Below are 20,296 nucleotides of genomic sequence, written 5' to 3' on the forward strand. Positions count from 1 at the left end.
TTGTGTGCACGATCGATCACCAACTTCCTTGCTTGGCGCTGTACCCGGTCCCGGAATGGGAAGTGATTGAGGCGAAGTTATCGCAGTTATCCAGCTTTCAACCTGCAGAGCGACGCCTGCAGCGTTTATTACTTGGCCATGCGTTTGACTGTGAAATGGACGGACAAGGTCGCTTATTACTGCCTGCGACCTTGCGCCAATATGCCGGGTTAGACGGCAAAGCGATGCTGGTTGGCCAACTCAACAAATTTGAGATTTGGGACGAGCAGACGTGGCAGGCACAAATTCGCCAGGATATGGACACACAGGCGGAATCAACCCCGATGCTCAGTGAGCGGTTAGCAGACCTCTCATTGTAAATAATGAAGTGAATGTATGTCAGAACAATATACCCATGTTTCCGTCCTATTAAATGAATCAGTGGACGGCCTTGCGATTAAACCCGATGGCATCTATGTCGATGGTACTTTTGGTCGCGGCGGTCACTCGCGCCATATCTTGTCGCAATTGGGTGATAACGGTCGCCTGTATGCTATCGATCGCGATCCACGCGCGATCGAAGAGGCAAATTCCATCGATGATCCGCGTTTCCAGATTATTCATGGCCCGTTTTCTGAGATAGCGTCGTACCTCAGTGAGCGTGGGCTAGCGGAAAAGGTCGATGGGATCCTCCTTGATTTGGGCGTGTCTTCGCCCCAGCTTGACGACCCTAGCCGTGGCTTCAGTTTTATGCATGATGGCCCGCTTGATATGCGTATGGATCCGAGCACCGGCCAGTCGGCCGCACAGTGGTTAGAAACCGCCAGTGTCGATGATATTGTTTGGGTATTAAAAGTGTTCGGCGAAGAGCGTTTTGCGCGCCGGATTGCCAATGCCATTGTTCGTCACCGAGAAGATGAAGAAGCACCTGCGCTGACCACGACCAATCAGCTTGCCAAGCTGATTGATCACGCGGTGCCGTTTAGAGAGAAGAAAAAGCATCCTGCGACACGTAGCTTTCAAGCGATTCGCATTTACATCAACAGTGAGCTGGATGAAATCGAGCAAGCACTGCAAGGCGCGCTCGCCAGTTTAGCCCCGAGTGGACGCTTATCAGTGATTAGCTTTCACTCGTTAGAAGATCGCATGGTCAAGCGCTTTATCCGTAAGCAAAGTAAAGGACCGGATGTGCCCAAAGGGGTGCCTTTGACCGAAGCACAGATTGCCGAGCTCGGTTCGGCGGCAATGAAGCCGATTGGCAAGGCGATTAAACCGTCCGCGGAAGAAGTGGCGCATAACGCCCGGGCGCGAAGCTCGGTATTACGCGTGGCGGAAAAGTTAGGATAACGCATGAAACCGCGCCCAAGCCTCGCTAAGCAGATAGGCCAGGATGTATTGGCAATCGGGAAGTTGCCATTAGGGTTACTGCTGGCGGTATTGGTTTCGGCGATTGCCGTGGTATCTATGACCCAATCAACGCGTAATTTGATTGCCAAACAGGACGCGCTATTAGAGCAACGTGAAACCCTTGAAGTGGAGTGGCGCAATCAATTGTTAGAGGAAAATGCGTTGTCTGAACATAGCCATGTGGAATCCGTGGCGCGTCAGTCTTTTGACATGATTCGTCCCACCAGTGAGAACGAAGTGATTGTAACGCGACCTTTGAGTAACGACCGGTGAAAAAACGTTCTACTAAGTCAACTAATCGCCGTACACCCAAAGCGCCACCGGTATTGATTCAGTGGCGCTTTGGTCTTGTCTGCGTATTTATTGGCTTAGCCTTGGCTGCCTTGGTGGCGCGCGCCGCTTATATCCAAGTGATTGAGCCCGATCGGTTACGCCACGAAGGGGATCTGCGTTCGATACGAACAGAGCAGGTTCCTTCCGCGCGAGGCATGATCACCGACCGTCAAGGTGAGGCACTCGCGATCAGTGTGCCCGTTCAAGCCGTGTGGGCGGATCCGGTGACGGTATTCAAACACCAAGGATTAAAAAATGTCGATCGCTGGCATGCGCTTGCGGATGTTTTGGGGTTAGATCGGCAAGCCTTGATTGATAAAATTCAGGCTAATCGGCAGCGGCGTTTTATTTATCTGCAACGTCAAGTTCGCCCAGCCATGGCAGCGTACGTTGATAAGCTTGAGTTACCTGGCATAGGGTTAAAAGCTGAGTCACGCCGCTTTTATCCCAGTGCGGAAGTCAGTGCACACCTTGTTGGGATGACTGGGATTGACGGCCATGGTTTAGAAGGGATCGAACGCCGATTTGATGATTGGTTAGCGGGTGAGCATGGTAAACGCACGGTGCGTAAAGACCGATTTGGCCGTGTCGTGGAGCATATTGCCACCGAAGATAAAAAAGAAGGCCAGTCGCTGACGCTGAGCATCGATCAGCGTCTTCAAGCCATTGCGTATCGTGCTATCAAACAAGCCGTCGCCGATTACCGCGCCACCTCGGGCTCTTTGGTGATGGTGGACGTGAAGACCGGTGAAGTGATGGCCATGGTCAACGCCCCCTCCTATAACCCCAATAATCGTAGCTCACTCAAAAGCTTTAACATGCGTAATCGCGCGATTACTGATGTGTTTGAACCGGGCTCAACCATGAAGCCTTTTGTGGTACTCACTGCGTTAGAAAACGGTGTTGCCGATATGGACACCGTAATAGATACCGGCAACGGCATTATGCAAATCGGTGGCAGTCGAGTGCGTGATGTTTCTAAAGTCGGCAAAGCTAACCTTGCGCGTATTCTCAAAAAATCCAGTAATATCGGTGTGAGTAAACTCTCATTAGCCATGCCTGTAGAGACCTTATTAGGTCAATATGGCAGCTTTGGGCTCGGCACCGGTACGGGCGTTGAGCTGGTTGGTGAATCAGTGGGCCATTTCCCCTCTCGGCGTCGTTGGTCAGATTTTGAACGTGCCACGCTAGCCTTTGGCTATGGATTATCGGTGACACCGACTCAGCTTGTGCGTGCTTATGCCACGCTAGGGTCGCTGGGCATTAATCGACCACTGAGCATTTTAAAGCGTGAAGGCGTCACAGAAGGTAAGCAAGTTGCCTCGCGCGAAAATGCCTATAAAGTCCTGCAAATGTTGGAAGGGGTGACCCAAGAAGGCGGCAGTGCGCGTCGTGCCGCGGTTGATGGCTATCGCGTTGGCGCCAAAACCGGGACCGCGAAAGTCGCTGTCGCCGGTGGCTATGGCGACGAATATATTGGTTACACCGCGGGGCTGGCACCCATTAGCGATCCTAAGCTGGCCATGGTGGTGGTGATCAACGAGCCGCAAGGCGACAAATATTATGGGGGGCAGGTCGCGGCACCTGTGTTTTCGAGCGTGATGAAAAGCGCACTCCAGATTTTAAACATTGCACCGGATGCCGGTACGGGTCCGGCGTTGCAAGTGGCAAAGCATGCAAATGAAGTGAATGGCGATGAATGATTTAAACCAATGGCTGAGCCCTTGGCTGGCGGATGTGCCCTCGATGCCGGTACGGCACCTATCCTTAGATAGCCGCAAAATCCGTCAAGGTGATGTATTCGTGGCGATAAAAGGCCACCAAGTTGATGGTCGCCAGTTTATCGATACCGCGATTCAGGCCGGTGCTGTGGCTGTGGTGCAGCAAGCGGAGCAAAATGCTGTGCAGTGGCATCAGAATGTGCCGCTCATCAGTTTATGCGTTTTACCTGCTTCCTTATCGGCATTAGCCGCGCGTTTTTATCAGCACCCGCAACAGCACATAGGCATGATTGGCGTGACCGGCACCAATGGTAAAACCACAGTCTCCCAATTGATTGCACAGTGGTTAGATGCCTTAGGTGAGCGGACCGCGGTGATGGGCACCACTGGCAATGGCTTTATTGGCCAATTAGAAGCGGCGGAAAACACCACGGGCGATGCCATTGGTATTCAAGCCCAGCTTGCGGCGTTTGCGCAGCAAGGTGCACGCCATGTCGCGATGGAAGTGTCTTCACATGGTTTAGTCCAAGGACGAGTCGCGAGCCTGGCATTGGATGCGGCTGTGTTTACTAATTTAAGCCATGATCATCTCGACTATCACGGCACCTTAGACGCTTATGCGGCGGCGAAAAAACAATTGTTTGATTTGGGCTCTCCGCTCAAAGTGATAAACGCTGACGATGCCGTGGGGCGCACTTGGCTCCAGCAATGGCCTGACGCGATTGCCGTCGCCATGCAGCCCGACGCATTAAGTGCTCACGCCGGCCGGTATGTACTGGCACAGTCGGTGACCTACACCACCGAGGGGGTCTGTGTTCGTATTGACTCCTCGTGGGGCCAGGGTGACATGTATGCAGAGTTAGTGGGTGATTTTAATGTCAGCAACCTCCTCGTGAGCCTGGCGACCTTGCTGGGGCTGGGTTATTCGTTATCAACCTTGTTGGCGAGTAGTCAGCAGCTACAAGCGGTTGTGGGGCGCATGGAGGTTTTTCTTGCGCCTGACAAACCGACCGTGGTGGTTGACTATGCTCACACGCCCGATGCGCTTGAGAAAGCACTACTGGCCTTACGACGTCATTGCCACGGCGCACTTTGGTGTGTATTTGGCTGTGGCGGCGATCGTGATACGCGTAAACGCCCGGTGATGGCCAGAGTGGCTGAACAGCATGCTGACAAGGTGGTGTTGACCAATGATAACCCTCGCGGTGAGGCCCCTGAGTCGATCACGCAAGATATGCTCGCGGGGCTGCAAAACCCCGAACGTGTACGGGTAGAGCATGACCGCGCTCAAGCGGTGACGCAGGTCATCGAGCAAGCGCAAGCCGACGACATTGTCTTGGTGGCGGGCAAGGGCCATGAAGACTATCAAGTGCTCGCGCATGGCAAGGTGCATTACTCTGACCGCGAGACGGTCGCGGCGCGACTCAAGGAGTTATCATGATTCGGACAACCCTCAGCACATTGGCGAATGCGATAGGAGCCACTGTGTATTATGCCGATCACGCGTCGGGCACGCCGCCGATCGATGCCATTACCACCGATACGCGTGAGCTGCGCGCGGGGGCACTGTTTGTCGCGCTTAAAGGTGACCGTTTTGATGGCCACGATTTTGCTGAGCAGGCAAAAGCATCAGGCGCCGCCGCGATGGTGGTTTCGCGCCAGTTGAACATTGATATACCCCAATTGCTGGTGGACGATACACGCCTTGCCCTCGGTCAGTTAGGCGCTTGGGTCAAACAGCAATGCCAGGTGCCGACCATTGCGATCACGGGGAGCTGCGGTAAGACCACAGTCAAACAAATGTTGGCGGCGATCCTGGCACAGAAAGGATCCACGTTATCGACTGCCGGTAACTTCAATAATGATATTGGTGTCCCGCTGACGTTGTTTCGACTCACTCCTGCACACTACTATGCGGTGATTGAACTCGGCGCTAACCATATTGGTGAAATTGCTTATACCACATCATTGGTCAAGCCTGATATTGCCGTGGTCACTAACTTAGCCGCGGCCCATCTCGAAGGGTTCGGCTCATTAGAGGGAGTGGCTGTTGCCAAAGGCGAAATTTATCAAGGGCTGCCCGAAGGCGGGATAGCGTTGGTGAATCAGGGTAGCCACGGTGGTGATACATGGGGTGACGTCCTGGCAGATAAGCAGGTGATTGCGGTAACAGACACGCAAGCCGCCCCCCTGACCTTGATTGATAGTGCCCTGACAACCGCGGGCTGTTATCAGCTCACGCTGAGTGACGGACAGAGCCAACAGTCGGTGATGCTGCCGCTACCGGGCAAGCACAATATTATCAATGCGTTAATGGCCGGTTGTGCGGCGATGCAGTTACCCGGCGTGAGTCTGGTGGATGTCGTGACTGGGCTTGAGTCGGTAGAAAACGTCGCAGGACGCACACAAGTGAGTGAGCCTCGCCCAGGGTTACGGCTGATTGATGATACCTATAACGCCAGTGTCCCAGCGATGAAGTCTGCCATTGATGTTTTAGCCAGCTATCCAGGTGAGCGTTGGTTGATCGTCGGTGATATGGCAGAGCTGGGCGAGTACAGTGAGCAAATGCACCGTGAAGTTGGAGAGCATGCGGCGCAAGCTGCCGTTAACCGTGTCTTCACGACCGGACGCGATAGCCGTGTGATCAGCGAACGCTGTGGCGGCGATCATTTTGACAGTAAAGAGGCGCTGATTGCGCACGTAGTAGCCATGATAAAAACACAAACACCTGACACGATACTGATTAAAGGCGCCCGAGGGATGGCGATGGAAGCGGTTGTCACCGCAATCAAGGAGGCTTGCTAATGCTTTTATGGCTAGCGGAAGTACTACAAAACCTTTTACCCTCAATGCGCTTGTTTGAATACCTGACATTTCGCGCCATTGTTAGTGCACTGACGGCATTGGTTTTCTCGCTTTGGGCCGGCCCACGTCTGATTCGACGTTTACAGTCGATGCAGATTGGTCAAGTTGTTCGCGAGGAGGGCCCCGAATCTCACTTTAGCAAACGCGGTACGCCGACGATGGGCGGGGTCTTAATTGTTGCTGCCATTAGTTTAACCGTTTTGTTGTGGGCCGATTTATCCAACCCCTATGTGTGGGCTGTGATGGTCGTGCTACTGGGATACGGTGCGATTGGTTTTGTTGATGACTACCGCAAGGTAGTGCGTAAAAATACCGATGGATTAGTCGCCCGCTGGAAGTACTTTTGGCAATCTGCGATCGCACTCGGGGTGGCGTTCGCGCTCTACGCCCATGGCAATGACACCGCGGCGACACAACTGGTGGTGCCTTTCTTTAAAGACGTGATGCCCCAGCTTGGTCTGTTTTATATTGTCTTCACTTACTTTGTCATCGTGGGAACCAGCAATGCGGTGAACCTTACTGATGGCTTAGATGGCTTGGCCATTTTGCCAACCGTGATGGTTGCCGGCGGCTTCGCCTTTATTGCTTGGGCGACCGGTAACGTCAATTTCGCCAGCTACCTGCATATTCCGTATATCGAATACAGCAGTGAACTGGTTGTGGTTTGCGCCGCCATTGTTGGCGCGGGGCTGGGCTTTTTGTGGTTCAACACCTATCCGGCGCAAGTTTTTATGGGCGATGTGGGCTCACTGGCGTTGGGCGGTGCATTGGGCACGATCGCCGTGCTGGTCCGTCAAGAATTGCTATTGATCATCATGGGCGGGGTGTTCGTGATGGAAACCATCTCAGTGATCTTGCAGGTAGGCTCGTACAAACTGCGGGGACAACGGATTTTCCGTATGGCGCCGATTCATCACCATTATGAATTGAAAGGCTGGCCAGAGCCTCGGGTGATCGTACGGTTTTGGATTATTTCTTTGATGCTGGTGTTGATTGCCCTCGCCACCTTGAAGGTCCGTTAACCATGACGCAACCAGGCCACCGCACATTAACCGAGTTTAAGCATATCGTGGTGATGGGGCTGGGGATCACCGGCCTCTCAGTGGTGAACTTTATTGCTCGCCATCATCCTGACGCCATGATCCGCGTGATGGATTCGCGCCAATCCCCTCCTGGAGAGGCGCAGCTGCCAGAGACGGTCGCACGACATACGGGAAGTTGGCATTCGGCATGGCTGGCGTCAGCTGACTTGGTGGTGATTAATCCTGGTATCTCGCTTGCCACCCCCGTCTTGGCGCCTGTTCATGCCGCGGGCACGCCCATTGTTGGTGATATTGAACTCTTCGCTTGGTACTGCGATAAGCCCGCAGTGGCGATTACCGGTTCAAATGGCAAAAGTACGGTCACGGCGCTGGTGGGAGAAATGGCGAAAGCTGACGGCATTAATGTGGGCGTGGGCGGTAATATCGGCGTGGCGGCACTGGATTTGCTCGACAAAGGCCACGACCTCTATGTGTTAGAGCTGTCCAGCTTTCAATTGGAAACCACTAAGTCATTGACCCTTCAAGGCGCCGCCTTCTTGAACTTCTCAGAAGATCACATGGACAGGTATCAAAGCTTGGCGGATTATCGGGCGGCGAAATGTCGTATTTTTACCCATGCAACTACCTTGATCGGCAATGCAGATGACGCACAGACACAGATTGATGCCGACATGTGTTTGTTTGGCTTTAGCCAGGGCGATTACTGTTTGTGCACTGACGATGGGCAAGCGTGGTTATCGGCGCAAGGAAAGCCTGTGCTACCGGTGTCCTCACTGAGTCTTGTTGGTCGCCATAATGTAGCAAACAGCCTCGCGGCCATGGCATTGGCTGATAGTGTCGGGATGAGCCAGCCCGCTCAAATCACCGCGCTGCGCACATACACTGGACTGGCACATCGTTGTCAAAAAGTCGCTGAGCACCAAGGTGTGATCTGGGTGAATGACTCCAAAGCCACCAATGTTGCCAGTACGTTAGCGGCGCTTGATGGTCTTGAAGTGAGCGGTTACTTACACTTGTTAGTAGGCGGAGAGGGTAAAGGCGCCGACTTTAGTGTGTTGCAGCCTGCACTCGCCAAGTTACCTGTCAGGCTTTACTGTTTTGGTAAAGATCAAGCCCAATTGGCCGCACTGGACGCGTCGGCACAGTGCTTTGATACCCTGCAAAACGCCATCGATGCCGCGGCAACGGCTGCAACGAAAGGCGACATGGTATTGCTGTCGCCAGCGTGTGCAAGTTTGGATCAATTTACTAACTTTGCCGCTCGTGGTCAGGCGTTTGTTGCCGGCGTAGAATCTGTTATCGCGAGGCCGTTATGACAGCAGTGCGTGCATTCCCCAAATATTGTTGGCAGTGGCTCCGAACGCCATCGCCGGGGGGACTGTACGATCGCCAATTGGTGTGGACGTCTCTGCTCCTAATGGTTATTGGCCTTGTCATGGTCACCTCAGCCTCGCTCCCGGTTGGATTACGACTGGCGGATGCCCCCTTTTTGTTTGCCAAACGCCATGCCTTTTATTTGCTGGTTGCCATGTTGGCGGCGGTGGCGGTGATGTATATCCCTGTCAAACTTTGGCAGCGCTACAGTGGCTACATGTTATTGATCTCATCGATTCTCTTGCTGGCGGTGTTGGTGGTGGGTCGCTCGGTCAATGGCGCGGTACGATGGATTTCTATCGCGGGGATCAATATCCAACCGGCGGAGATTGCCAAGTTATCTTTATTTGTCTTTTTAGCCGGGTATCTGGTGCGCCGCCATGGTGAAGTCCGTGAACATTTCCGTGGTTTTGCCAAGCCGCTGGCTGTGTTGCTGCTGTTTGCGGGGTTGTTGCTGATTCAACCAGATTTAGGCTCAGTGGTGGTGATGTTTGTGACCACCGTGGGCATGTTGTTTATGGCTGGGGCAAAATTGTGGCAGTTTATCGCCTTGTTGATGACGGGCCTGACCTTGGTCGCGGGCTTAATCATTGCTGAACCCTATCGGATTATGGCAGTCGCGGTGGCCTTGTTACTGCGCATTGATCACGAATACCGCTTAGCGACGTCTCAAGCGCACCAAAAAACCCCTTATCAAGGTAAAGATCATAAACATGACTAAAAAACGATTATTAGTGATGGCAGGCGGGACCGGTGGTCATGTATTTCCCGGCCTTGCGGTCGCCAAGTTTTTAGAAAAGCAGGGATGGGAAATCTGTTGGCTCGGTACCGCTGATCGCATGGAAGCCGAACTCGTTCCCAAATATGGTATCGAGATCGCATTTATTCGTGTCAAAGGCTTGATTGGATCCGGACTGATGCGCAAGCTACGAGCCCCTTGGATGATTGTCAGTGCCATTTGGCAGGCACGCCAAGTGATTAAACGTGTCAAACCCGATGCGGTGTTGGGCATGGGCGGTTATGTCAGTGGCCCAGGCGGAATCGCCGCTTGGTTAAGTGGTGTGCCAGTGATCCTTCATGAGCAAAATGCCGTGGCGGGGCTGACCAATCAGTGGTTAGCCAAAGTTGCCAAGCAAGTGTTGCAAGCCTTCCCGGGCGCGTTTGATGGGCAGCCGGTGGTTGGGAATCCCGTACGTCGAGACGTGTGTGACCTCCCGGATCCCGCGCAACGATTCGCAGACCGTCAAGGTGCACTACGTATTTTGGTGATGGGGGGCAGTCAAGGCGCACGTATCCTCAATCAAACGGTGCCTGAGGCAATGCCACGGCTAGAACAGTCGGTGACGGTGCGTCATCAAGCCGGAAAAAATAATGCGGAAAAGACGCTTTCCGCTTATCAACACGCCGGAATGGTCGATGTTGATGTGAGCGAATTTATTGATGACGTGGCCGAGGCTTACGCTTGGGCCGATGTGGTAATTTGTCGAAGCGGCGCGCTTACCGTGTCTGAATTAGCGGCGGCTGGCGTTGGGGCGATTTTTGTCCCCTTTATGCATGCAGATAGGCAACAAGCACTCAACGGTGATTACTTAGTCTCCCGTGGTGCGGCTTTAATGATTGAGCAGCCATCACTGACCGCCCAGTCACTGGCGGAAACAATCAATCGGTTAGACCGCCACCGCCTGTTAGCGATGGCGACGGCGGCGCGTGACGCTGCCATTATTGATGCAGATGCCCGCGTTGCGGATGCTATTACCGCACACGCAAACACATAGAGAATAGATAATGGGTAAATTGGATAATCAGCAGCTGGAAAAACTTCGCGCCATGATCCCGGAAATGCGCCGGGTCAAGCGGATCCATTTTGTCGGGATTGGCGGTGCAGGCATGTGCGGTATTGCTGAGGTGCTGATTAATGAAGGTTACCAAATAACCGGCTCGGATCTTGCACAGAATATCGTCACGGAGCGATTGGCATCCATGGGGGCGCAGATCTTTATCGGTCATCAAGCGAGCCATATAGAACAAGCCAGTGTGGTGGTGGTATCAACAGCGATTAAAGCTGACAACCCGGAAGTTGAAGCGGCAAAAGCTTTACGGATCCCGGTGGTCAGACGGGCAGAAATGCTTGCCGAATTAATGCGCTACCGGCATGGTATTGCCGTTGCCGGCACCCACGGCAAAACCACCACGACCGCGATGGTAACGCAGATCTTTTCTGAGGCAGGCCTGGATCCCACTTTCGTGAATGGCGGGTTAGTAAAAAGTGCGGGCACCAATGCACGTTTGGGAAGCAGTCGTTATTTGATTGCAGAGGCGGATGAGAGCGACGCGTCGTTTTTACACTTGCAGCCTATGGTCGCCATTGTGACCAATATTGAAGCGGATCACATGGATACCTATGGCGGTAGTTTCGCAAAACTGCAACAGACGTTTATCGACTTTCTCCATAATCTGCCGTTCTATGGTTTAGCGGTGGTGTGCATTGATGATCCCGTGGTTCGCGAGTTAATTCCGTCGATTGGTCGTCAAGTGATCACCTATGGGTTCTCGCAGGATGCGGATGTATGTTTACATGATTACCAGCAACATGGGCAATGTGGCATTTTTAAAGTGACACGCCCTGGCCGCGAAACCTTGACCATTCGCTTGAATACGCCAGGCCAGCACAACGCCCTGAATGCGGCAGCAGCGATTGCGGTAGCAACCGAAGACGGGGTGGACGACGACGCTATTTTACGAGCCCTTGCTAATTTTGCCGGGACGGGACGCCGTTTCGATCAACTTGGCGAGTTCCCGGTCGATGACGGCGCTGCCTTGCTGGTGGACGATTACGGCCATCACCCTAGCGAAGTGGATGTCACGATTAAAGCCGCACGCGCTGGCTGGCAAAACCATCGCTTGGTTATGATTTTTCAGCCACATCGCTATAGTCGTACGCGCGATCTTTATGATGATTTTGCCAACGTGTTGGAAAAAGTCGACGTGTTGCTGATGCTAGATGTGTATGCGGCTGGTGAAACCCCGATTGCGGGAGCCGATGGGAGAAGTCTTTGTCGTAGCATTCGCGCTCGCGGCAAGCTGGACCCGATTTTTGTGCCGAATGCCGACGCCTTACCCTCCGCGCTCGCCAATGTTATTCAAGCGAATGACTTGGTTTTAACACAAGGGGCGGGAGATATTGGTAAAGTAGCGAAAAACTTAGCGGCAAAACAGCTAGACAAGGCTGAAATGGCACAATAAAACACAAGTTGGCAACGTAAAAACGGCGCGCAATTGCGCTCTTGGTGACCAAAAAATAGATTTTTATCGCGTTCAGGAGCCAAAATGCGCGCAATAGATCCCAGCTTATGTATGAAAATGCATATCTGTGTTGGAGTGCTTGGCGCGGGATCGCTATAATCAGTCGGTTTTTTCGCGATGAGTGTCAAGTAGCATCGACACAAGGCGATAAGATAGGTATGAGCATGGTTAATGCCCTTACACGAGTGCAAGGAATGGTGCAGCTGGATCGCCAAAAAAGCGCATCACTCGCGTTTTTAATTGGGGTTATTATCCTGATGCTCTTTGGTCTAGCTCGTGTGATTGATTGGATGAGTGATGAGCAGCAGCTCCCCTTATCGCAACTGATGCTCGAAGGCGATCAGACTTACGTGACAGCGACGCAAGTCCGAGAGGCGGTGTTGTCAGTGGGCGAGTTAAAGAGCTTTATGCTGCAGGATGTGGATAGCATCCAGCGCAGCATTGAGGCTCTGCCTTGGGTGAAGCATGTGGCCGTGAGAAAGCAATGGCCGGATACCTTGAAGGTGCACATCACTGAATATCGCGCGAGTGCGATTTGGAACGGGCAAAAGTTGCTCACACCAAGCGGTGAGGTTTTTGATGGTTCACCCAGTGATGTGGCTGACAAATCGTTAATTTCGCTACATGGCACACCCGGCTCAGCCGAAGAAGTGCTGGCGACGAGTCGTGAACTGGAAAAGAAACTGCGGAAAATTGGTTTATCGATACAAGCGCTGTCACTGAATAAACGTCGGTCTTGGCGTATCGTGACACGAGATGGCGTACGGATTGAGTTAGGGCGGACAGCCCGGCAAGAACGGCTTGCTCGCTTGGTCGCGTTATACCCGCGGATCAGTGCGCAAGATAAAACAATTGCCTATGTAGATTTGCGTTATGACACGGGCGCGGCCGTTGGCTGGAAAAGCGAAACAGGCCCCGCGAATAGCCAAGATTAAGAGATGGTGTGAATGAATAAAACGACAGATAAGTCACTGATAGTTGGGCTCGATATTGGGACGTCCAAAGTGTCTACTCTGGTCAGTGAAGTACTGCCAGACGGCACCATCAACGTACTGGGTGTGGGCAGCAGCCCATCACGCGGCATGGATAAGGGTGGCGTTAACGACTTAGAATCTGTGGTTAAATCTGTTCAGCGTGCGGTGAATGAAGCAGAGATGATGGCCGATTGCCAAATCAGTTCTGTCTATCTTTCTTTGTCAGGAAAGCACATTCACTGCCAAACTGAGAGAGGCATGGGGACAATTTCGGATGAAGAGGTTACCCAAGACGATATAGACAACGTGATTCATACCGCAAAGTCGGTCAAAATCAGTGATGAGCAGCGCGTGCTGCATGTGATCCCGCAAGAATACAAAATCGATTACCAAGAAGGGATCAAAAATCCGCTCGGCCTATCTGGCGTAAGGATGGAAGCCAGTGTGCACCTCATCACATGTCACAATGATACCGCGAAAAATATTGAGAAAGCCGTGGAGCGTTGTGGTCTTAGAGTCGATCAATTGATTTTCTCCGGGCTATCAGCGAGCCATGCGGTGATCACGCCGGATGAACGAGAGCTCGGCGTGTGCGTGGTCGATATTGGCGGCGGCACCATGGATCTTGCAGTTTGGACCGGCGGCGCACTTCGGCATGCTGAGGTCATTCCTTATGCGGGCAATGTGATCACCAGCGATATAGCCTATGCCTTTGGCACCCCACTGGCGGATGCAGAAGACATTAAAGTGAAATATGGCTGTGCATTGAGTGAGCTGGTGAATAAGGATGCAAAAGTCAATGTGCCGAGCGTGGGTGGACGCCCGTCGCGGACGTTACAGCGACAAACCTTGTCTGAAGTGATTGAGCCGCGTTGTTCAGAATTGTTGGGGCTGGTGAATCAAAAATTAGTCGCCATTCAAGAAAAACTGCGTAGCGATGGTGTGAAACATCAAATGGCAGCTGGAATAGTGCTTACTGGCGGGGCATCACAAATGCACGGGCTGGTTGAATGCGCGGAACGCGTGTTCCAAAACCAAGTGCGTGTTGGACAGCCAGCCAATGTCACGGGACTGACTGATTATGTACAAGCGCCTTGCTATGCAACCGCGGTTGGGCTTTTACACTACGGTAAAGAAAGCTTGCTGACAGAAACGAGTGAACCAGAACAAAAGCGGGCTGTGGCTAGCTGGATTAAGACGCTGAGTAGCTGGTTTAAGAAAGAATTTTAACCCTGATGCGAACAGGAAGGACGGAGAGAACTCATGTTTGAACCGATGATGGAAATGTCTGACGATGCGGTGATTAAGGTCGTCGGCATTGGCGGTGGCGGTGGTAACGCCGTTGAACATATGGTGCGTGAGTCAATCGAAGGGGTTGACTTTATTAGCATTAATACGGATGCCCAAGCACTACGGAAAAGCAGTGTCGGCACGGTCATTCAAATTGGCGGTGATATCACCAAAGGACTTGGCGCGGGGGCAAATCCGCAAGTTGGGCGTGATTCAGCACTCGAAGATCGCGATGCGATTAAAGCTGAGCTCGAAGGTGCCGATATGGTATTTATCGCAGCCGGAATGGGCGGTGGTACCGGCACCGGGGGAGCGCCTGTTATCGCGGAAATCGCGAAAGAAATGGGGATTCTGACCGTTGCTGTGGTCACCAAACCTTTCAGCTTCGAAGGTAAAAAGCGACTGGCGTTTGCCGAGCAAGGAATCGAAGAGCTGTCAAAGCAAGTTGACTCGCTGATTACGATTCCCAACGAAAAATTGCTTAAGGTGCTAGGTCGCGGCATTACCTTGCTGGATGCCTTTGCGAAGGCGAACGATGTGTTACGCRATGCCGTACAAGGGATTGCAGAACTGATCACACGCCCTGGCCATATTAACGTCGACTTTGCTGACGTACGCACTGTGATGTCAGAAATGGGACACGCAATGATGGGCAGTGGTGTTGCAACGGGCGAAGATCGTGCTGAAGAAGCGGCAGAGATGGCAATTTCTAGCCCACTTCTTGAAGACATCGACTTGGCGGGTGCGCGTGGTGTGCTAGTCAACATTACAGCAGGCTTTGATATGCGTCTTGATGAGTTCGAGACTGTGGGTAACACCGTCAAAGCATTTGCATCAGACAATGCCACTGTGGTGATCGGAACGTCGATGGATCCAGAAATGAGCGACGAGCTGCGAGTGACTGTGGTGGCGACCGGGATTGGCAACGAACGTAAGCCAGACATTACCTTGGTCACCAATGCACAGTCTGGGCAAGCAAAAGCCGAGCCTAAAAAGGCACAGCCTTTGCAGGATAAACCTCAGGCGGCAAGTTCAAACCCAGCGGCGAAAGAGCAGCCAGCTGCTTCATCGAATGCAGCACCAAAATCGCAGACTGAGCATGATTATCTCGATATTCCTGCGTTTTTGCGTAAACAAGCTGACTGATCGCAATTGCTTGGTTTGTAGCCAGTGATGTGCTACCATCTCGCTCCCCTTGTCTAAGGTGACAGGGTAATGAGTGACGCAGAGCACACTTTTTTGAGAAAAAGTTGAGATAAGCCGATGATTAGACAGCGAACATTGAAAAGTATGGTCCAAACGACTGGTGTGGGTCTCCACTCTGGGCGTAAGGTTACGCTTACTCTGCGTCCGGCTCCTGCCAACACCGGTGTGATTTATCGTCGCACTGACATGGAGCCGCCGGTTGATTTTCCGGCCAACCCYGAGGATGTGCGCGACACCATGCTGTGCACCGCCTTAGTGAATGACGCGGGTGTTCGCATCTCAACCGTTGAGCATCTCAGTGCTGCAATAGCAGGAATGGGTATCGATAACATCATTATCGAAGTGAATGCGCCAGAAATCCCGATTATGGATGGCAGTTCAAGCCCGTTTATTTTCTTGCTGCAGTCTGCGGGTATCGATGTCCAAAATGCGCCAAAACGATTCATTCGTATCAAAAAGCCTGTTCGCATTGAAGACGATGATAAGTGGGCGGAACTGTTGCCTTATAATGGCTTCCGTCTCGACTTTGCCATCGAATTCGACCATCCGGCGATTGAATCGGAGCAACAAAACTTGGTGCTCGACTTCTCAAGTCAATCTTTTATTAAAGATTTGAGCCGCGCGCGAACCTTCGGTTTTATGCGTGATATCGAATACTTGCAGTCACAAAACTTGTGTTTGGGTGGCAGCTTTGACTGCGCGATTGTTCTGGATGATTATCGCATCTTGAACGAAGACGGCCTACGTTTTGACAATGAACTGGTTAAGCACAAAGTCTTGGATGCCATTGGTGACTTGTACATGTGTGGACACAGTATTCTTGGTGAAATGCGCGCCTACAAATCAGGCCATGCCTTAAACAACAAGCTGTTACGTGCGGTGTTGGCCGATCAAGAAGCGTGGGAGTGGGTCACATTTGAAGAGACTGAAACCTCTCCTGTGGCATTTGCTGAACCGGGAATGGTATTGGCCTAAGCGATATCCTTGCGCATAAGCTACTACTTGCGTATACGCCACCAGATGGTGTGACCGCTGACAGAAAGCGGTATGAAGCCTAACCGCTAGGCATCGTAACCAAATACTCGATTAAGATAAAAAAGCCGGAGTTTACTCTGGCTTTTTTTGATCATGGGCCAGGTTAGCTAATGCTTCAAATCGTGCTTTTAATGTTGGGGAAGCGCCTTCCCCTAACGCGCGAAGCAACTCGCCAGAGGCTTGGCTAAGATGACGAGAAGGGGCCTTCTCGTGGTCTGTTCTGTCCGCGGCGGCTAATGCTGGATTAATATTCACCTCAATGGTCGTCAAGCTCGCGAGGCCTTTGGTGCGTAACACCGAGAGCAGGTGCTGACGCTCATAGTTAAGCCGCATGGCCCAAGCGGCGCTACCTACTTCAATCACTAATACGCCATCACGATAATTGGCAACGCGACATGCCTTTGAGGTTTCACCGGGCAACAATGCTAAGATCAGCTTGTTTAGCTTGGCAAGCTCGACCGCCCGTTGGGCAATGTTGTTGGAGTCGCTCTCTAGCAGGTGTAGCGTTGAGCGAGGACGATGGTCTCTCATAGCACAATAACTGCCTTTTTTGTCATCAATTCGGTGTGGGAACGGGCGCACAGCGTCTAATTTTCGCTAATTGATCCCTTGAGTCCTAGATTTGTCATAGGATGTGAGACTATTTTACCTTATCATACATGCGTGACCCCAGCATGTAAGCTAACCCATTTGATCAATTAGGGATTGCTGGGGGAGTACAATATACAGTGCGCGAATCATTCACAGGTAAGTGTCGCATGGGTACGGCGATAAGGGAGAACCTTTTTCCATTCCGCCTATCACATTATCAGTTACGTGGAAATTGTTGTGAAGCGGCGTGATCGCCCTTGAATTCTGTCCGATTTGGCTCCAGTTAAAAGAGATAAGCCTTGTTATCTCATGTTGAATCGATGAGCTTAAGCCAACCCGCGTTGAACTGAAACACGCCAACAGAGTGGCAGTGTAGCGGCCGCCCATGTGGGAAGACCATTAAAAAGAGTACCGGCAACGCCATGTTATCGAAAGTCCTGACTAAAGTTATCGGAAGCCGAAATGACCGCACCTTGCGTCGGCTGCGAAAAGTTGTTGATGAAATCAACAAACTCGAACCCCAATTTGAAGCGTTGAACGACGATGCGCTAAAAGCTAAAACCGTTGAGTTCCGCGAGCGCTTAGATCAAGGCGCTGAACTGGATGATCTTATTCCAGAAGCCTTTGCAACAGTACGAGAAGCCTCGAAGCGTGTCTTCGGTCTGCGCCATTTTGATGTGCAGATGATTGGTGGGATTGTGCTGCATAACGGCAAAATTGCCGAGATGCGTACCGGTGAGGGTAAAACGCTTACGGCGACCCTGCCTTCCTACCTGAACGCGTTAACCGGCAAGTCGGTTCACATTATCACCGTCAATGATTACTTGGCCGAGCGTGATGCTGAAACCAACCGTCCTTTGTTCGAGTTTCTAGGGATGACGGTTGGCGTCAATGTACCGAATATGCCGCCAGAGGCCAAAAAAGCCGCCTATGCGTGCGATGTGCTGTACGGCACCAATAACGAATTCGGTTTTGATTATTTGCGTGACAATATGGCGTTTCGCGCCGAAGACCGCGTTCAGCGTGATCGCTACTTCTCTATCGTCGATGAGGTCGATTCCATCTTAATTGATGAAGCGCGAACGCCATTAATTATCTCGGGGCCGGCAGAAGATAGCTCCGAAATGTACCAGCGCATTAATGCCTTGATTCCGAGCTTAAAGCAGCAAGCAGAAGAAGACACCGAAGATTATCAAGGTGATGGCCATTTCACGGTCGATGAAAAGGCGAAGCAGGTTTACATGACCGAAAACGGTCAAGAGTTTGTTGAAGACTTGCTGAAGAAAAACGGCTTGATGGGAGAGGATGATACCCTTTACTCGCCTGCCAACATCAGCCTTATCCATCACATTAATGCCGCCCTGCGCGCGCATGTTTTGTTTGAGCGTGATGTTGACTACATCATTAAAGACGACGAGATCATCATTGTTGATGAGCACACTGGCCGCACTATGCCAGGTCGTCGCTGGTCTGAAGGCTTACACCAAGCCGTAGAAGCCAAGGAAGGGGTGAAAATCCAAAACGAGAACCAAACGCTGGCCTCGATTACCTTCCAGAACTTTTTCCGTCTCTACGATAAGCTTTCAGGCATGACCGGGACCGCTGATACTGAAGCGTTCGAGTTCCAGTCGATTTATGGACTCGATACCGTTGTGATCCCCACCAACCGTCCGATGGTGCGAAAAGACCATGCGGATCAGGTTTATATGACCGAGAAAGAAAAGTTTGTCGCGATTGCCGAAGACATCAAAGCACGTGCAAAAGCCGGTCAGCCTGTATTGGTGGGCACGGTATCGATTGAAAAGTCTGAGCTGTTGTCTGATGCGCTTAACAAAGATGGCATTAAGCACCAGGTACTGAATGCGAAGTTTCACGCGCACGAAGCGGATATTGTGGAGCAAGCCGGTTATCCAGGCGCAGTCACCATTGCGACCAACATGGCGGGCCGTGGTACGGATATTGTTCTGGGCGGAAGCTGGAAACAGGTTCTCGGTGATGTCGAAAACCCCACCGATGCCCAAGTGGAAGCGGCGAAAGAAAAATGGCAACAGCTGCACGACCAAGTGGTTGAAGCCGGCGGCCTACACATCATTGGTACCGAACGTCACGAATCGCGTCGTATTGATAACCAATTACGTGGTCGTGCCGGACGTCAAGGTGATCCGGGCTCAACCCGTTTTTATCTATCCATGGACGACTCACTGATGCGCATTTTTGCATCAGAGAAGGTGTCCAATATGATGAAGCGCCTCGGGATGGCTGAAGGGGAAGCGATTGAACACCCCTGGGTTAACAAAGCGATTGAGAATGCGCAGCGCAAAGTTGAAGGCCGTAACTTTGATATTCGTAAGCAGCTGCTTGAGTTCGATGACGTCGCCAACGATCAGCGTAAAGTGGTTTATGAATTGCGTGATGCATTGCTCGTCTCAAATGACATCAGTGAGATGATTGAGCACAACCGCGAAGACGTGGTTAATACCATTGTTAACCAATATATTCCGCCACAGTCGTTAGAAGAAATGTGGGATATTGCTGGGCTTGAGAAGCGCTTAAAAGCCGATTTTGATATCGAGCTGCCGATTCAACAATGGTTGGATGAAGATGACAAGCTCTACGAAGAGTTGCTGCGTGAACGTATTCTGACTGCCTTAATTGAGGTGTACAAAGGTAARGAAGAAGCCGTTGGTGCGGAAACGCTGCGTAACTTTGAAAAGGCGGTCATGCTACAAACGCTCGACACCCTTTGGAAAGAGCACTTGGCGGCGATGGATCATCTGCGTCAAGGCATTCATTTGCGTGGCTATGCCCAGAAAAACCCGAAACAAGAGTATAAGCGCGAGTCGTTTGAGCTGTTTGAAGGCATGTTAGATGCACTAAAAACCGATGTCGTGACCGCTTTGAGTCGTGTTCGTGTTCAACAGCCTGACGACGTTGAGCGCATGGAAGCTGAACGTCAAGCACGTGCTGAGAAAGCGGCGCGTCAGCAACAGGTTAATCATGCACAGGCTGAAAACCAGTTTGATGATGGTGAAAGCGCTGAACGTGACGACAGCGGCAACGAAACCGTGGTACGTGATGGGCGAAAAGTTGGCCGAAACGAGCCTTGTCCTTGCGGATCAGGGAAGAAATTTAAACAGTGTCACGGTAGAATCTAGCCCCTGACCCTGTGTTAGCA

General features: G+C 51.9%; 16 protein-coding genes and 1 pseudogene. 16 read left to right on the forward strand and 1 reads right to left on the reverse strand.

The genetic code is table 11. The annotated features are described in order from the left end of the window. The 15 genes and pseudogenes from mraZ to lpxC all read left to right on the forward strand — a co-directional run. The coding region (mraZ, locus tag BZG79_RS01575; RefSeq protein WP_108743213.1) for a division/cell wall cluster transcriptional repressor MraZ at nucleotides 1–359 on the forward strand (359 nt) is incomplete at its 5' end. A gap of 16 nt (nucleotides 360–375) precedes the next feature. Then, the gene (gene rsmH / locus BZG79_RS01580) at nucleotides 376–1,326 is read left to right on the forward strand and encodes a 16S rRNA (cytosine(1402)-N(4))-methyltransferase RsmH (RefSeq protein ID WP_021022627.1); all 951 of its coding nucleotides are present in this window, start codon (nucleotides 376–378) and stop codon (nucleotides 1,324–1,326) included. 3 nt (nucleotides 1,327–1,329) lie between these two features. Continuing rightward, nucleotides 1,330–1,659 (forward strand): cell division protein FtsL, encoded by a 330-nt coding sequence (gene ftsL / locus BZG79_RS01585; RefSeq protein WP_077459866.1) that lies wholly within the window; start codon nucleotides 1,330–1,332, stop codon nucleotides 1,657–1,659. Continuing rightward, nucleotides 1,656–3,422 (forward strand): penicillin-binding transpeptidase domain-containing protein, encoded by a 1,767-nt coding sequence (locus BZG79_RS01590; RefSeq protein ID WP_021022625.1) that lies wholly within the window; start codon nucleotides 1,656–1,658, stop codon nucleotides 3,420–3,422. The genes ftsL and BZG79_RS01590 overlap by 4 nt, the downstream gene beginning before the upstream one ends. Beyond that, nucleotides 3,415–4,881 carry a UDP-N-acetylmuramoyl-L-alanyl-D-glutamate--2,6-diaminopimelate ligase gene (murE, locus tag BZG79_RS01595; RefSeq protein WP_199877505.1) on the forward strand — a complete coding sequence of 489 codons (1,467 nt, stop codon included), beginning with the start codon at nucleotides 3,415–3,417 and terminating at the stop codon, nucleotides 4,879–4,881. The genes BZG79_RS01590 and murE overlap by 8 nt, the downstream gene beginning before the upstream one ends. Beyond that, on the forward strand, nucleotides 4,878–6,245 hold the full coding sequence (murF, locus tag BZG79_RS01600) for a UDP-N-acetylmuramoyl-tripeptide--D-alanyl-D-alanine ligase (RefSeq protein WP_077773587.1): 1,368 nt from the start codon (nucleotides 4,878–4,880) through the stop codon (nucleotides 6,243–6,245). Before murE ends, murF begins: the two co-directional genes overlap by 4 nt. Then, the gene (gene mraY, locus BZG79_RS01605) at nucleotides 6,245–7,327 is read left to right on the forward strand and encodes a phospho-N-acetylmuramoyl-pentapeptide-transferase (RefSeq protein WP_077459863.1); all 1,083 of its coding nucleotides are present in this window, start codon (nucleotides 6,245–6,247) and stop codon (nucleotides 7,325–7,327) included. Before murF ends, mraY begins: the two co-directional genes overlap by 1 nt. A gap of 2 nt (nucleotides 7,328–7,329) precedes the next feature. Beyond that, a complete protein-coding gene (gene murD, locus BZG79_RS01610) occupies nucleotides 7,330–8,664 on the forward strand; it encodes a UDP-N-acetylmuramoyl-L-alanine--D-glutamate ligase (protein WP_077773588.1) in 1,335 nt (444 codons plus the stop codon). Beyond that, a pseudogene (locus BZG79_RS01615) lies at nucleotides 8,661–9,332 on the forward strand (FtsW/RodA/SpoVE family cell cycle protein); the annotation flags it as partial. The gene murD and the pseudogene BZG79_RS01615, both read left to right, overlap by 4 nt. A gap of 103 nt (nucleotides 9,333–9,435) precedes the next feature. Further along, on the forward strand, nucleotides 9,436–10,497 hold the full coding sequence (gene murG / locus BZG79_RS01620) for an undecaprenyldiphospho-muramoylpentapeptide beta-N-acetylglucosaminyltransferase (RefSeq protein ID WP_021022619.1): 1,062 nt from the start codon (nucleotides 9,436–9,438) through the stop codon (nucleotides 10,495–10,497). A gap of 10 nt (nucleotides 10,498–10,507) precedes the next feature. Beyond that, complete coding sequence (murC, locus tag BZG79_RS01625; RefSeq protein ID WP_077773590.1) at nucleotides 10,508–11,965, forward strand: UDP-N-acetylmuramate--L-alanine ligase; 1,458 nt, start codon at nucleotides 10,508–10,510, stop codon at nucleotides 11,963–11,965. 224 nt (nucleotides 11,966–12,189) lie between these two features. Further along, entirely contained in the window at nucleotides 12,190–12,960 is a 771-nt protein-coding gene (locus BZG79_RS01630; RefSeq protein WP_199877507.1) for a cell division protein FtsQ/DivIB, read from the forward strand. 12 nt (nucleotides 12,961–12,972) lie between these two features. Continuing rightward, on the forward strand, nucleotides 12,973–14,229 hold the full coding sequence (gene ftsA, locus BZG79_RS01635; RefSeq protein WP_077459858.1) for a cell division protein FtsA: 1,257 nt from the start codon (nucleotides 12,973–12,975) through the stop codon (nucleotides 14,227–14,229). Nucleotides 14,230–14,262: 33 nt separating this feature from the next. Then, the gene (gene ftsZ, locus BZG79_RS01640) at nucleotides 14,263–15,435 is read left to right on the forward strand and encodes a cell division protein FtsZ (protein WP_077773591.1); all 1,173 of its coding nucleotides are present in this window, start codon (nucleotides 14,263–14,265) and stop codon (nucleotides 15,433–15,435) included. Between the two features lie 117 nt (nucleotides 15,436–15,552). Next, nucleotides 15,553–16,470 carry a UDP-3-O-acyl-N-acetylglucosamine deacetylase gene (gene lpxC, locus BZG79_RS01645; protein WP_025744297.1) on the forward strand — a complete coding sequence of 306 codons (918 nt, stop codon included), beginning with the start codon at nucleotides 15,553–15,555 and terminating at the stop codon, nucleotides 16,468–16,470. A gap of 132 nt (nucleotides 16,471–16,602) precedes the next feature. Here lpxC and BZG79_RS01650 read toward each other — a convergent pair whose 3' ends face one another. Then, a complete protein-coding gene (locus BZG79_RS01650; RefSeq protein WP_021022613.1) occupies nucleotides 16,603–17,061 on the reverse strand; it encodes a DciA family protein in 459 nt (152 codons plus the stop codon). Nucleotides 17,062–17,543: 482 nt separating this feature from the next. On the opposite strand from BZG79_RS01650, the gene secA reads away from it, so the two are divergent. Beyond that, complete coding sequence (gene secA / locus BZG79_RS01655; protein ID WP_021022612.1) at nucleotides 17,544–20,276, forward strand: preprotein translocase subunit SecA; 2,733 nt, start codon at nucleotides 17,544–17,546, stop codon at nucleotides 20,274–20,276. The last annotated feature ends 20 nt before the right edge of the window (nucleotides 20,277–20,296 follow it).

Source organism: Salinivibrio sp. MA427 (assembly GCF_001996115.1).
Taxonomy (GTDB): Bacteria; Pseudomonadota; Gammaproteobacteria; order Enterobacterales; family Vibrionaceae; genus Salinivibrio; species Salinivibrio costicola.

Excerpts from the sequence above, each read along its gene's own strand:
- rsmH (WP_021022627.1), top strand. The coding sequence starts at position 376 with ATGTCAGAACAATATACCCATGTTTCCGTCCTATTAAATGAATCAGTG.
- ftsL (WP_077459866.1), top strand. The coding sequence starts at position 1,330 with ATGAAACCGCGCCCAAGCCTCGCTAAGCAGATAGGCCAGGATGTATTG.
- murE (WP_199877505.1), top strand. The coding sequence starts at position 3,415 with ATGAATGATTTAAACCAATGGCTGAGCCCTTGGCTGGCGGATGTGCCC.
- murF (WP_077773587.1), top strand. The coding sequence starts at position 4,878 with ATGATTCGGACAACCCTCAGCACATTGGCGAATGCGATAGGAGCCACT.
- mraY (WP_077459863.1), top strand. The coding sequence starts at position 6,245 with ATGCTTTTATGGCTAGCGGAAGTACTACAAAACCTTTTACCCTCAATG.
- murD (WP_077773588.1), top strand. The coding sequence starts at position 7,330 with ATGACGCAACCAGGCCACCGCACATTAACCGAGTTTAAGCATATCGTG.
- murG (WP_021022619.1), top strand. The coding sequence starts at position 9,436 with ATGACTAAAAAACGATTATTAGTGATGGCAGGCGGGACCGGTGGTCAT.
- murC (WP_077773590.1), top strand. The coding sequence starts at position 10,508 with ATGGGTAAATTGGATAATCAGCAGCTGGAAAAACTTCGCGCCATGATC.
- BZG79_RS01630 (WP_199877507.1), top strand. The coding sequence starts at position 12,190 with ATGGTTAATGCCCTTACACGAGTGCAAGGAATGGTGCAGCTGGATCGC.
- ftsA (WP_077459858.1), top strand. The coding sequence starts at position 12,973 with ATGAATAAAACGACAGATAAGTCACTGATAGTTGGGCTCGATATTGGG.
- BZG79_RS01650 (WP_021022613.1), bottom strand. The coding sequence starts at position 17,061 with ATGAGAGACCATCGTCCTCGCTCAACGCTACACCTGCTAGAGAGCGAC.